The sequence below is a fragment of the Hansschlegelia quercus genome (assembly GCF_004310425.1).
Classification (GTDB): Bacteria; Pseudomonadota; Alphaproteobacteria; order Rhizobiales; family Methylopilaceae; genus Methylopila; species Methylopila quercus.
In genome coordinates, this window is the sequence record NZ_SIUB01000005.1 from 260370 (window position 1) to 273700 (window position 13331).

General features: G+C 69.1%; 12 protein-coding genes. 11 read left to right on the forward strand and 1 reads right to left on the reverse strand.

Features of this window, described 5'->3' with window-relative positions; translation table 11 throughout:
• Nucleotides 1-83: 83 nt before the first annotated feature.
• Complete coding sequence (locus tag EYR15_RS12185) at nt 84-1373, forward strand: amidohydrolase family protein (RefSeq protein WP_131003812.1); 1290 nt, start codon at nt 84-86, stop codon at nt 1371-1373.
• 44 nt (nt 1374-1417) lie between these two features.
• Here the strand turns inward: EYR15_RS12185 and EYR15_RS12190 are convergent, their stop codons facing one another.
• Complete coding sequence (locus EYR15_RS12190) at nt 1418-1909, reverse strand: MarR family winged helix-turn-helix transcriptional regulator (RefSeq protein ID WP_245498281.1); 492 nt, start codon at nt 1907-1909, stop codon at nt 1418-1420.
• Nucleotides 1910-2049: 140 nt separating this feature from the next.
• On the opposite strand from EYR15_RS12190, the gene EYR15_RS12195 reads away from it, so the two are divergent.
• From EYR15_RS12195 to EYR15_RS12240, 10 genes are read left to right on the forward strand one after another with little or no spacing between them, the layout of a single operon-like run.
• A complete protein-coding gene (locus EYR15_RS12195; protein ID WP_131003814.1) occupies nt 2050-3336 on the forward strand; it encodes an amidohydrolase/deacetylase family metallohydrolase in 1287 nt (428 codons plus the stop codon).
• Nucleotides 3333-4214, forward strand: a complete 882-nt coding sequence (locus tag EYR15_RS12200; RefSeq protein ID WP_131003815.1) for an alpha/beta hydrolase — start codon at nt 3333-3335, stop codon at nt 4212-4214. Before EYR15_RS12195 ends, EYR15_RS12200 begins: the two co-directional genes overlap by 4 nt.
• Nucleotides 4211-6580, forward strand: a complete 2370-nt coding sequence (locus EYR15_RS12205; protein WP_131003816.1) for a xanthine dehydrogenase family protein molybdopterin-binding subunit — start codon at nt 4211-4213, stop codon at nt 6578-6580. The genes EYR15_RS12200 and EYR15_RS12205 overlap by 4 nt, the downstream gene beginning before the upstream one ends.
• Nucleotides 6577-7440, forward strand: coding sequence for an FAD binding domain-containing protein (locus EYR15_RS12210; protein ID WP_131003817.1), 864 nt, complete (start codon nt 6577-6579; stop codon nt 7438-7440). Before EYR15_RS12205 ends, EYR15_RS12210 begins: the two co-directional genes overlap by 4 nt.
• The gene (locus EYR15_RS12215) at nt 7437-8651 is read left to right on the forward strand and encodes a xanthine dehydrogenase family Fe-S subunit (RefSeq protein WP_131003818.1); all 1215 of its coding nucleotides are present in this window, start codon (nt 7437-7439) and stop codon (nt 8649-8651) included. Before EYR15_RS12210 ends, EYR15_RS12215 begins: the two co-directional genes overlap by 4 nt.
• Nucleotides 8652-8666: 15 nt before the next feature.
• Entirely contained in the window at nt 8667-9821 is a 1155-nt protein-coding gene (locus tag EYR15_RS12220; RefSeq protein ID WP_131003819.1) for an ABC transporter substrate-binding protein, read from the forward strand.
• A 24-nt stretch (nt 9822-9845) separates the two neighbouring features.
• Nucleotides 9846-10718: a branched-chain amino acid ABC transporter permease gene (locus EYR15_RS12225; protein WP_165455491.1), complete on the forward strand. Its 873-nt coding sequence runs from the start codon at nt 9846-9848 to the stop codon at nt 10716-10718.
• Nucleotides 10715-11752 carry a branched-chain amino acid ABC transporter permease gene (locus EYR15_RS12230; protein ID WP_131003820.1) on the forward strand — a complete coding sequence of 346 codons (1038 nt, stop codon included), beginning with the start codon at nt 10715-10717 and terminating at the stop codon, nt 11750-11752. The genes EYR15_RS12225 and EYR15_RS12230 overlap by 4 nt, the downstream gene beginning before the upstream one ends.
• Nucleotides 11749-12567 carry an ABC transporter ATP-binding protein gene (locus tag EYR15_RS12235; RefSeq protein ID WP_131003821.1) on the forward strand — a complete coding sequence of 273 codons (819 nt, stop codon included), beginning with the start codon at nt 11749-11751 and terminating at the stop codon, nt 12565-12567. The genes EYR15_RS12230 and EYR15_RS12235 overlap by 4 nt, the downstream gene beginning before the upstream one ends.
• The gene (locus EYR15_RS12240) at nt 12560-13264 is read left to right on the forward strand and encodes an ABC transporter ATP-binding protein (RefSeq protein WP_131003822.1); all 705 of its coding nucleotides are present in this window, start codon (nt 12560-12562) and stop codon (nt 13262-13264) included. The genes EYR15_RS12235 and EYR15_RS12240 overlap by 8 nt, the downstream gene beginning before the upstream one ends.
• Nucleotides 13265-13331 lie beyond the last annotated feature (67 nt).

Below are 13331 nucleotides of genomic sequence, written 5' to 3' on the forward strand. Positions count from 1 at the left end.
CGTCCACTCTCAAAGCACTCCGAGGGCCGCTCGCTTCGCCGCGGGCGGCCAAGCTCGTTCCCATCTCCGCATGAGCGCGCCCGATGCAACATGATCTTCTCATCCGCGACGCCACGTTGCCTGACGGCCGCATGGGCCTCGACATCGCGGTGTCCGGCGGACGCATCGCTGCGATCGAGCGCGACATCGGCGGCGAGGCGGCGCGCGTCATCGACGCCGCCGGCCGCCTTGTCGCGCCGCCCTTCGTCGACGTCCACTTCCACATGGACGCCACGCTTTCGCTCGGCCTGCCACGGCTCAACCAGTCCGGCACGTTGCTGGAAGGCATCGCGCTCTGGGGCGAGCTCAAGCCTCTCCTGACCGCGGACGCGATCATCGAGCGCGCGCTGCGCTATTGCGACCTCGCGGTCGCCCAGGGGCTGCTCGCGATCCGCTCCCATGTCGACATCTGCGACGACCGGCTGCTCGCGGTCGACGCGCTGCTCGAGGTCAAGCGCCGCGTCGCGCCTTACCTCGACCTCCAGCTCGTCGCGTTCCCGCAAGACGGCTACTACCGCTCGCCGAACGCCGGGGCGAACCTGGTCCGCGCGCTCGACCGCGGGGTCGAGGTGGTCGGCGGCATTCCGCATTTCGAGCGCACGATGGCGGAAGGCGCGGCGTCCGTCCGCGCGGCCTGCGAGATCGCGGCGGAGCGGGGCCTTCGCGTCGATATCCATTGCGACGAAACGGACGACCCGCTCTCGCGCCACGTGGAGACGCTCGCTTACGAGACGCAGCGACTGGGATTGCAGGGGCGGGTCGCCGGCTCGCACCTCACCTCCATGCACTCCATGGACAACTACTACGTCTCGAAGCTGATCCCGCTGATCGCCGAGGCCGGCATGGCGGTGATCGCAAACCCGCTGATCAACATCGTCATCCAGGGCCGGCACGACACCTACCCGAAGCGGCGCGGCATGACGCGCGTGCCGGAATTGATGGCTGCCGGCGTCCCCTGCGCCTTCGGGCACGACTGCGTCATGGACCCCTGGTACGGGCTCGGCTCCGGCGACATGCTTGAGGTCGCCCACATGGCGGTCCACGTCGCGCAGATGACCGGGCGCGACGCGATCCGTTCCGCCTTCGACGCGGTGACCGCGACGCCGGCCAAGATCATGGGGCTCGCGGGCTATGGGCTCGAGGTCGGCGCGAACGCCGATTTCGTGGTGCTCCAGGCCCAGGACCCGATCGAGGCGATCCGGCTCAAGGCGGCCCGGCTGTTCGTCGTGCGGAGGGGACGGGTGATCGCCGAGACCCCGCCGCGGCTGGCGAGCCTCGATCTGGAGGGACGTCCCGCAACCATTGATCCGGCCTCCTACGCTCCCGCGCTTTAGAGAGCGGGCACGCCGATCATGCACAACAGGCGCGCAGCACGCGCCTAAGCCGAAGGCATTCCGCTCGCCAGCCGATCTTCATGAGCGGCGACCGCGCGCTTTAGCAAGGCAATCAGCGTCGCCTGCTCCGTCGAAGACAGGCTTTCGACGGTCGCCTCATGAGCGGCCCGAACGGAGGCCTCCATGGCGCGGAGCAGGATCTCCCCCTCGGGCGTCATGCGGCAGGCTTGCGAGCGGCGGTCCCGATCGGACGTCACCCGGCGCAACAGGCCGCGGATCTCCAGGCGTTTCAGGGCGCCCGTCGTCGTTGTCCGGTCGAGCGCGACCGCCCGGGCGAGCCTGGTCTGGTCGGCCTCTTCGAGTTCGGAAAGCGCCGAAAGCAGGCTGTACTGGAGCGGGGTGATCCGGAACTCCGCGCAGCGCTCCGAAAACAGGCTGACGTGGATTTGATGGAGGCGCCTGGCGAGGAAGCCGGGGCGCTCCAGAAGGGGCCACTTCTCTTCGTGGCTGTCTGGGCCGGCGGCGGTTTCTGTCACGGGGCGACTCTCGTGGGTGGCTTCTTGCATCGCGCCGGTCGGCAAAGCCTCGGCCAGGTTGGCACATAGCGTGCATGATAATTGCGAAGTATGCTTCGCTTTTTCAGGCCGCGACTGCGGTCTGGCGATGGAGAACCGAAATGGCGGAAACGAGTGGCTACGATCTGCTCCTGAAGGGCGGCCGCGTGATGTGTCCGGCATCGGGCATCGACGGCGTACGCGACGTCGCCGTCAAGGGCGGGAAGATCGCGGCGGTGGAGGAGGCGATCCTGCCAAGCTCGGCGAAAGAGGTGATCGACGTTTCGGGCAAGCTGGTGCTCCCCGGCCTGATCGATACGCATGGCCACATCTATCAATATGTCACCGGCCGCTTCGGACTTGACCCTGACATGGTCGGCGTCCGCTCGGGCGTGACCACCGTGATCGATCAGGGCGGCCCCTCCTGCATGACGCTGCCGGGCTTTCGCAAGTTCATCGCGGAGCCCTCCAAGACCAACGTGCTCTGCTTCCTCTCGGCCTATCTGGTCGGCGGCCTCGAGGGTCACTTCTACCCGAACCTCTACAGCCCGGACGGCGTCGACGTCGAAGCGACCACGCGCTCGGCGATCGCCAACAAGGACATCGTCCGCGGCATCAAGGGCCATGCCGAGATCGGCGGCTTTGCGCGCTGGGGCATCAAGGTGATGGAGATGGCGGCGGAGATCAGCCGCCGCGCCGACCTGCCGCTCTACGTCCATTTCGGCCAGCTCTGGGGCCTGCCTGAGAGCGGCAAGAACGGCGAGGACGCCGACACCATTCTGGAGCGCGTCATCCCGCTGCTGAAGGAGGGCGACGTGCTCGCCCATCCGTTCACGCGCCATCCCGGCGGCTTCGTGAACGCGAAAGGAGAGTTGCATCACGTCCTGCAGGCGGCGATCGACCGCGGCCTGACGGTCGACGTCGGCCATGGCAGCCACTTCTCCTACCGGCTCGCCAAGATGGCGCTCGCCGCAGGCGTCGTTCCGCACACGCTGGGCGCCGACATGCACGGCTACAACACGCAGGTGCCGGAGATTCCGATCCCGGCCGGGACGCCCGAAGAGCACGAGGACGACGAGAACCACCCCTTCAAGGGCCAGGCGCGCTTCAGCCTGACCCAGGCGATGAGCTCGATGATGACGCTGGGGCTGCCGCTCGACTACGTCGTGAAGATGGTCACCACCCATCCGGCGAAGATGCTGGGGATGGAGGATACGCTCGGGTCACTCGCCGTCGGGCGGACGGCGGACGTCTCGGTGCTGAACGACGTCCGCGGCCGCTTCGTGCTGCGCGACAACGAGGATTACCGTGTCATCGCCGAGCGGCTGCTGCAGCCGGCCTTCTGCCTGCGCAAGGGCGAGCGCATCGACGCGGACAGCCCGATCCTGCCGCAGGCGATCGCGGCGTGAACGACGCCGCCGAGGAGGCGAAGGCCCCGCAGGAGGTCTGGGAGACGCTGTCGCAAGACCAGCGCGACCGCGCCTACAACAACAATCGCGCCGTGCGGAACAGCCCCGAGCTGGTCCGCCGCCGCGACGCCCTGTCCGCGGAATGGCGCGCTGATCATTCCGCCGCGCTCGATATTCCGTACGGCCCTAAGTCCCGTCAGGCCTTCGACCTCTACCCCGCCGCCGATCCCGGCGCGCCCTGCCTCGTCTTCATCCATGGTGGCTATTGGCAGAAGAATTCGCGCGAGGCGTTTGCCGTTTACGCCGAAGGCGCCGCCGCCATCGGTTGGTCCGTCGCGATGCCGAGCCACACGCTCGCGCCGGACGCGACGCTGAGCGAGATCGTGGCCGAGATCGGCGACGCGCTGGACTGGCTTTCGCGCGAAGGGCCGCAGCACGGGATCGCCGGACCGATCGTGCTGTCAGGCTGGTCCGCTGGCGGGCACCTCGTCGCGATGGCGCTGAACCATTCGGCCGTGACCGCAGGCCTTGCGATCTCCGGCGTCTATGAGCTTGCGCCAATCCGCGACACCTTCCTCAACGCCGCGTTGAATCTGACCGACCAGGAAATCGCAACGCTCTCGCCTTTGCGTCTGCCCGTGGTCCAGAAACCGCTCGCGATCGCCTATGGCGAGGCCGAGGTTCCGGCGTTGGTCCGCGATTCCCGCGCCCTCCACGCGCTGCGCGCGGAGGCCGGCGCGCCGGGCGCGCTGATCCCGATCCCAGGCGGCGATCACTTCACCATCCTCGACGAGCTCCGCTCAGCGGAAGGCGCGCTGGTCCGCGCCGCGCAGGACGTGCTGGCGCTCGCGCTCGACCTGAAGAAGAGCGCGGCGTGAGCGAGGAGGGGAAGGCGCAGGGCGTCGGCGCGCGGCTTCCCCGCAAGGAGGACGACCGCTTTCTGCGCGGCCGCGGCCAGTATGTCGCCGACATCAGGCTGCCCGGCATGCAGGACGTCGCCTTTGTCCGCAGCCCGTTGGCGCATGCGCGCATCAAGGCCGTCTCGATCCCCGATCATGTGCGCGACCGCGTCTTCGTGGCGGCCGATCTCGATGGCGTGAAGCCGATCCGCGCCGTGTCGGGCCTCCCCGGCTTCAAGCCGTCCGAGCAGCCGCCCCTGGCGCGCGAGAAAGTCCGGCAGGTCGGAGAACTCGTCGCCATGTGCGTCGCGCCGACCCGCGCCGAGGCGGAGGACATCGCGGCGCTCGTCGAGCTCGATCTCGAAGAGCTGCCCGCGATCCACGACATGCGGCGCGCCCGTGACGAGACGGCGTCGCTGGTGCACGAGGAGTGGGGCGACAACGTCTTCCTGGAGACGCTGGTCGACGTCGACATCGCCTCGGCCTTCGACGCGCCGATCAAGGTCTCCCGCACGATCTCGACCGCGCGCCAGTGCATGGCGCCGATCGAGGGCCGCGGCGTGGTCGCTCACCTCGACCGCCGGCTCGACCAGCTCTGCGTCACCACCTCCTGCCAGATGCCGCACATCGTGCGCTCGGGCCTTTCCGAATGCCTCGGGCTCATGGAGGAGCGCATCCGCGTCGTCTCGCCGGATGTCGGCGGCGGCTTCGGATACAAGGGCATCCTGCTCGCAGAAGAGGTCTGTCTCGGCTGGCTTGCGCTGCGGCTTGACGCCCCCGTCCGCTGGATCGAGGACCGCCGCGAGCACCTGACGGCGAACGCGGATTGCCGCGAGCACCATTACGAGATCACCGTCTACGCCGAGCGCGACGGGACCATCCGCGGGGTGGACTGCGAAGCGATCGTCGATAGCGGGTGTTATTCCGCTTACCCCTTCTCCGCCTGTCTCGAAGCGGCGCAGGTCGCGAGCATTCTGCCCGGGCCCTACGACTTTCCGGCCTATCGCTGCCGCACATGGTCGGTCGCGACCAACAAGCCGCCGATCCTGCCCTATCGCGGCGTGGCGCGGACAGGCGTCTGCTTCGCGATGGAGCTTGCGCTCGACGCCGTCGCGGCGGCCGCAGGGGTGACGCCGGAGCAGGTCAGGCTCAAGAACCTCGTGCGGCCCGAGCAGATGCCGTTCGACAACATCACCAGGAAGCACTTCGACAGCGGCGACTATCCGGAGGCGCTGACGCGCGCGCTGAAGATGATCGACGTCGACGCTGTGCGCGCGCGTCAGAAGGCGGGCGAGCCGGATGGGCGGCGGATCGGCTTCGGTCTCTCGATCTATTGCGAGCAGTCCGCCCACGGCACCTCGGTCTATTCCGGCTGGGGCATTCCGATGGTTCCGGGCCACGAGCAGGCCGGCGCGCGGCTGACGCCGGACGGCGGACTTGAGCTTCGGATCGGAGCGCATTCCCACGGCCAGAGCCTCGAGACCACGCTGCCGCAGGTCGCGCACGAGATCCTCGGCATTCCGACAGACCGCATCCGCCTCGTCCATGGCGACACGGCGATGACGCCGTACTCCACCGGCGCCTGGGGCTCACGGATGATGGTGATGACCGGCGGAGCGGTCGCGTCCGCCTGCGAGGAGCTTGTCGAGCGCGCGGTCGCGATTGGCGCGCATCTGCTGCAGGCCGACTCTTCCGACGTCCGGTTCGAGATGGGCCGCGTCGTCGGGCCGAGCGGCGACATCCAGCTCTCCGAAATCGCACGCGTCTGGTATCGCCGCCCGCAGGACCTACCCACCGGCGCGCATGGCGGCGGTCTCGAGGTCACCGCCGGCTACAAGCCGCAGCGTGACAGCGGGACGTTCTCCTACGCCGCCCATGCCGTCACGCTCGCGGTCGACGCCGAGATCGGCGCGGTCGAGATCCTCGACTACGTCATCGTCGAGGACGGCGGCGTGCTGGTGAACCCGATGGTCGTCGACGGCCAGATTCTCGGCGGCCTCGCGCAGGGCATCGGCACGGCGCTGCTCGAGGAGATGCCGTACGACCAGGCCGGCCAGCCGCTCGCCTCAACCCTCGGCGACTACCTGTTGCCCGGCGCGGCCGAGATCCCGGCGCCGCGGATCGACCACATGGAGACCCCGTCGCCCTATACGCGCTTCGGCGTGAAGGGCATCGGAGAGGGCGGCGCGATCGCCCCGCCGGCCGCCATCGCAAACGCCATCAACGACGCGCTGCGCCCGCTCGGCGTCGAGATGCTGGCGTCGCCCGTAACGCCGGACCGCATCGTCGAGGCGGTCCTTACCGCCCGCGCCGCCAGCCCGCGCGAACGAAGGGATGCGGCGTGAAGGCGGCCCGCTTCGACCTCGTTCGTCCGCGCGACTTGGCGGAAGCGCTTGACCTGCTCAGCGCGCCGTCCGGCGTGGTCAAGGTGATGGCCGGCGGCCAGTCGCTCGGTCCGATGCTGAATTTGCGCCTCGTGGAGCCCGACCTCGTCGTCGATATCAGCGCCATCCCCGAGCTTCGCCGCTTCGAACGCGCAGGGGACACGCTCGTCATCGGCGCCGGCTGCACCCATGCCGACATCGAGGACGGCCGCGTGGCCGACGCGGGCCCCGACCTGCTCGCGCGCGTCGCCTCGGGCATCGCGTACCGCGCGGTGCGCAATCGCGGCACGGTCGGCGGCAGCCTGGCCCACGCCGATCCCGCCGCGGATTGGCCGACGGCGCTGCTGGCGCTCGGCGCGGAGATCGAACTTGCGTCGCGGGAGGGCCGCCGGCGATTGCCGCTCGGCGCGTTCCTCACCGGCGCGCTGTCCACGGCGCTTCATGCCGGCGAACTCATCCTCGCCATCCGCATTCCTCAGGTCTCGCCGAGCGCCGGCTTCGGCTACGTCAAGCATGCGCGCAAGATCGGAGAGTTCGCCCACGCGCTCGGGGCGGCGCTGGTCGACCTCGACGCCCAAGCCGGCCGCGCCGTGATGGGCGCCGTCGACCGACCGCCGATCGTGTTCGAGGACGCGGGCGTACTGTTCGGCGGCAGGATCGGGCCGGACATCGGAGCGTTCGACCGGAGCGTCGCCGACGAGGCGCTGAAAGCCGCCGGGGTCGCCAGCGAAGCGGCGCGGCACGTCCATGTCGAGATCCTCAGGCGGGCGCTGGCGCAAGCGATCGACCGCGCGCCCTCGGCCGCGAGAGCCGCGGCATGAACGCGCCCGTCCGCACGCCCGCAGCCGTCACGGCGCTCGATCTCACCGTCAACGGGCGCGCCGTCTCCCGCGCCGTCAAGCCGCGCACCCATCTTGCGGATTTCCTGCGCGAGGATCTGAACCTCACCGGCACGCATCTCGGCTGCGAGCATGGCGTCTGCGGGGCCTGCACCGTGCTGCTGGACGGCGAGCCGGCGCGCTCCTGCCTCACCTTCGCGGCGGTCTGCTCCGGCGCCTCCGTCACGACGATCGAGGGGTTGGACGACGACGAACTGACGGCGGAGCTTCGCGCCGCCTTCACCCGCGAGCACGCGCTGCAATGCGGCTTCTGCACGCCGGGCATGCTGGTCGCGGCCCGCGATCTGGCCCTGCGCCTTCCCGAGCCCGACGAGCGGCGCATCCGCGTCGGCCTCGCCGGCAATCTCTGCCGCTGCACCGGCTATCTCGGCATCGTCCGGGCGATCCAGTCGGTGATCGCCGAGCGGCGCGGCCGCGGCGTCGCGCCGGCCGCCGGCGAACGTCCGCTTGGCTCAGTCGGCGCACATGTCGGGAGCGAGCGGGCCGCAATATCGCGCGCGGCTGACCGAACCGCCGCGGAACGTTCCTCGCCGGCGGTTGCGGTTTCGGAGTTCGTTCCGGCGCACACCTTCGAGCAGCGCTTCACGGTCGCCTTTCCGGCCGAGGACGTCTTCGCGCTGTTCGGCGACGTCCGCGCCGTCGCGGATTGCCTGCCAGGCGCGTTCGTGGAGGCGACGCCCTCTCCGGAGCGCATCGAGGGCGGCATCCGCGTCAAGCTCGGGCCGATCGCTGCGGCATTCCGCGGCGCCGCGTCCGTCTCGCGCGACGAGGCCGACCGCGCCGGGCGGATCCTCGGCGCGGGCGCGGACGGACGCTCCGGCGCGCAGGGCGAGATCCGGTACCGGGTGATCGATGACGCGACGCCCGGAATCTCCGAGGTGGTCCTGACCGTCGGCTACACGCTTAAGGGGCCGCTCGCCCAGTTCGGCAGGCCGGGCTTGGTGCGCGACGTTGCGGGACGCCTCACCGCTGATTTTGCGCGAAACCTCGAGGACCGCCTTGCGGGCCGCGACGTCCCGGAGGACCGCGGCTCCCAGTCCTCCGGCCTCAATCCCCTCCGCCTCGTGACCGGCCTTCTGTTCGGCCGGCTCTCGTCCTGGCTCAGGCGCGTCCGCTCGCGTTCCAGCCGCTGATCCTAGGAGATCGCCATGCCGACCCATCGCATCGCACCGATCGCAGCCCTGGCTCTCGGCCTTCTCGCCGGCCCTGCGGCCGCCGAGGACGTCATCAAGATCGGGGTCAACGAGCCTCTGACCGGGCCGTTCGCGGCTTCGGGCTCCTACGTCGTCAACGGCGCGAAGATCGCGGCCGACGAGATCAACGCCAAGGGCGGCGTGCTCGGCAAGAAAATCCAGCTCATCATCGAAGACAACAAATCGAACCCGACCGAGGCCGCCTCCGTCGCCGAGAAGCTGATCACAAGCGACCAGACGCCCGTCATGATGGGGGCCTGGGGGTCGAGCCTCACGCTCGCGGTCCTGCCGAAGCTCGAGGAATACGAGGTGCCGATGCTGGTCGAGACCTCCTCGTCCGGCAAGATCACGACCTCCGGCAATCCGTTCGTGTTCCGCATTTCGCCGCCTTCCGCGCTCGAGGCGGAATCCTTTGCGCCGATGGTCGACAAGCTCGGCGTGAAGAAGGTCGACTTCCTCGTCATCAACAATGACTGGGGCCGCGGCGCCGCGGCCGATTTCGGCAAGATGCTGAGGGGCAAGGGCGTCGAGGTGGGCTTGACCGAGACGATGGACGCGGGCGCGCAGGACATGAACGCCCAGCTCGCCAAGATCAAGGGCACCGACGCCGACACGCTCATGATCACGGCGGCGGTCGACCAGCTCACGCTGGTCTTCAAGCAGATGGCCGCAATGGGCGTGAAAAAGCGCGTCGTCACCACCGGCGGCTCGCAGAACCCCGACCAGATCCTCGCCCAGGCGGGCTCGGCGGCGGAGAAGACCATGCATCTCACCACCTTCCTGCCCTGGGCGCCGGACAAGACGCCGGACCCGAAGGCGACCGCCTATTTCCTCGGCGAGTGGAAGAACCGCGGCTACCCGTTCGCCGGCTCGACCGAGAGCTTCCGCGGCTATGACGGCATCCGCACCATCGCGGCCGCGATCGAGAAGGCGGGCTCCGCCGAGCCCAAGGCGATCCAGAAGGCGTTCTGGGACGTCCGCTTCACGGGCCTCAACGGCCCCATCGCGTTCACCAAGGCAGGCCCGGAGGGCAAGGAGAGCGGGCAAAGCAAGCCGGGCGTCTACCTCATCGAGATCGCCGACGGCGCGATCGGCGAGGTCAAGCTCTAAGGAGCCGCGAACGGAGTTCCGCCCGTGGACCAGTTCCTCCAGCATCTCGTGAACGCCATGGTGCTCGGCGGCGCCTATGCGCTGCTCGGGATCGGCCTGACGCTGATCTTCGGCATCATGAACGTCGTGAACTTCACCCACGGCGCGCTCTACACCTTCGGCGCCTATGCGATGTTCATCGCCTCCACAGCTCTGGGTTTGAACTTCTTCGTGGCGCTGCCCTTCGCCATCGTCGCGGGCCTCGCGCTCGGCGCGGCGATCGAGCTGACGCTGCTGAGGCCGCTCAGGGGCGCGGACATCGACACCACGATGCTGGTGATGATCGGCGCCGGGATCATTCTGCAATCCGGAACGCTCTGGGCCTTCGGCGGGGTCGCCAAGGCCATTCCGTCGCCCTTCCCAGACGCGCCGCTGACGCTCGGCTCGGTCTCGATCTCGTGGCTGAGGCTCTTCGTGCTGGTCGCAGCGGCTACGCTCATCGCGGTCGCCTACGCGCTGATCAACGGCAGCCGGCTCGGCCGCGCGATGCGCGCCACGTTCCAGGATTCGGACGCAGCGGCCCTCATGGGGGTCAACGTCCGCTTCATCTACACCGCGACCTTCGCTCTGGGATCGAGCCTCTCGGCCGCCGCCGGAGCGCTGCTCGGCCCGGTCTACGTGGTGTTTCCGCAGATGGGCGACCTCGCGGCGGTAAAGGCCTTCGCCATCGTCATCCTCGGCGGGCTGGGCTCGATCTCGGGCGCGACGCTCGGCGGCTTCATCCTCGCGCTCGCGGAGGAGTTCGGCGCCGGCTACGTGTCGTCCGGCTACCGCGACGCGATGGGCTTCCTGATCATCATCGCGGTGCTGCTGGCGAAGCCGACCGGCCTGTTCGCCCGCGCGGAGCGCGTCGGATGACCCGCTATCTGCCGCCGATCGTCCTCGTCCTCCTGGCGCTCGCGCCCCTCTGGCTGAAGGACCCCTATCTCCTCAACGCGCTGATCACCGGCGGCATCTTCACGATCGGCGCGATCAGCCTGAACCTGCTGCTCGGCTATACCGGCCAGCTCAGTCTCGGCCACATCGCCTTCTTCGGCATCGGCGCTTACGCCAGCGCGCTCACGACGCTCGGCTTCGACGTCGGGCTGTTCGGCGACATCCGTATCGTTCACGCGGGCTGGCATCCCTTCGCGGGCTTGCTCGTGGCCATCCTGGTCTCGGGCGCCTGCGGTTACGTCGTCGGACGGCTCTCGTTTCGCGTCCGGGGCGCGTATTTCGTGATCGTCACGATCTGCTTCGCGGAAGTCGTGCGGCTCGTCGCCCTGAACTGGATCGAGCTGACGCAAGGGCCGCTTGCGCTGACCTCGATCCCGCAGATGAAGATCGGCTTCCCGGGCCTCGGCGAGATGACGCTGAGGACCAAGGCGCAGAACTACTACCTGATGCTCGCCGTCGCGACGCTCGCTTACGTCGTCGTTGCGCGGCTCGTGGGCTCGCGCTTCGGCCGGGCCATGCGCGGGCTGAAGGAGAACGAGCAGCTCGCCATGTCGGTCGGCGTCAACGCGACCCGCACGCTCACCGTCGCGGCCGCCATCTCGGCCGCGATCGCGGGCGCGGCGGGCAGCCTCTACGCGCATTACTTCCGCATCATCGATCCGGACGTCTTCCTGTTCGCCTACACGGTCACGATGGTGATCATGGTGGTGAGCGGCGGCAAAGGCGCGCTCGCCGGTCCGGTGATCGGCGGCCTGATCTTCGGGACGCTTCCCGTGGCGCTGCGGCCTTACATGGCGCCGGAAGCGCAGTGGATCGTCTACGGGGCTGTGCTGATCGCGATCCTGTTCGTCATGCCGCGCGGGATCGCGCCATATCTCGACGACTGGTTCGCCGGCCGCGCGGCCGCGCGATCGTCAGCGCCCGTCGCCAAGCCGCAGCTCGAGGGCCAGTCATGAGCGCGGTCGCCGATGCGCCGATCCTCTCCGTCGATCATGTCGGCGTGCGGTTCGGTGGGCTGGTGGCGATCTCCGACCTGCACTTCGACGTGCGCGAGGGCGAGATCCTCAGCCTCATCGGCCCGAATGGGGCAGGCAAGACCACTGCGTTCAACGTCGTCACGGGCTTCCTCAAGCCGACCCAGGGCGAGGTCCGCTTTCGCGGGGCGAACCTTGCGGGGCTCTCGCCCAACCGCATCAACCGGCTCGGCCTCGCCCGCACGTTCCAGCGCACCAGCGTGTTTCCGAACGACACGGTGACCGACAACGTCCTGATCGGCCTGCATCGCGAGGACGCCGGCGCGAGCCTCTTGGATGCGATCTTCAACCTTCCGCGCGAGCGCGCGGGCGAGGTCGCGCGGCGCGAGAAGGCCAGGGGGTTGATCGATTGGGTCGGCCTGTCTTCGCGCGCGAACGAACGCGCCGGCTCGCTCTCCTATGGCGAGCAAAGGCTGGTCGGCGTCGCGCTCGCGCTCGCCACCGAGCCGACCATGCTGCTGCTCGACGAGCCGGTCTCGGGCATGAACGCCTCCGAGACCCAGAACTTCATGCGGTTGATCCGCTCGGTGCGGGACCGGGGCGTGACGATCCTGCTCGTCGAGCACGACATGCCGATGGTGATGGCGGTCTCCGACCGGATCGTGGCGCTCAATCACGGCAAGCTGATCGCCGACGGGACGCCCGATCAGATCCGCGCCGACCCGGCCGTGATCGAGGCGTATCTCGGCAAGAGCGCCGCCGCCCGCGAGGCCGGACGGGAGGCGGCCCATGCTTGAGATTCGCGACCTCGAATGCGGCTATGGGCCGGTCTCGGCGCTCAAGGGCGTCAGCCTCGACGTCGGCGCCGGCGAGCTCGTCGCGCTCATCGGCGCGAACGGCGCGGGCAAGTCCACAACGTTGCGGGCGATCTCGGGGTTGGTGAAGCCGCGCGCCGGGACAATCCGGTTCGACGGCCGCGACATCACGGGCTTCGATCCCGCCCAGGCGCTCGCCGCGGGCGTCGCGCACTGCCCGGAGGGGCGGCGGGTGTTCCCCTATATGAGCGTCGCCGACAACCTCGCGATGGGCGCCTATCTCCGCAGGGACCCGATCCTTGTCGGGCAGGATCTCGACCGTGTCTATTCCGACTTCCCACGCCTCGCCGAGCGGCGGCGCCAAGCTGCGGGCACGCTCTCCGGCGGCGAACAGCAGATGCTCGCGATCGGCCGGGCGTTGATGTCGCGTCCGAAGCTCGTGATGTTCGACGAACCGTCGCTCGGCCTCGCTCCCACGATCGTCGAGCAGACGCTTCGCATCATCCGCGGCATCCGAGATGGCGGGGCGACCGTGCTGCTCGTCGAGCAGAACGCCTTCGCGGCGCTCGAAATCTGCGACTACGCTTATCTGATCGCGACGGGCCGCGTGGTGAAGCGCGGAACGGGCGCCGATCTCCTCGCCGATCCCAACGTCCGAGAGGCCTATCTCGGCGGGTAGGTCAGGCCGCTGGACGACAGGCCGAGACGGCCGGAAACGGACTTTTTAGACGAGCGGAGGGGTTGCC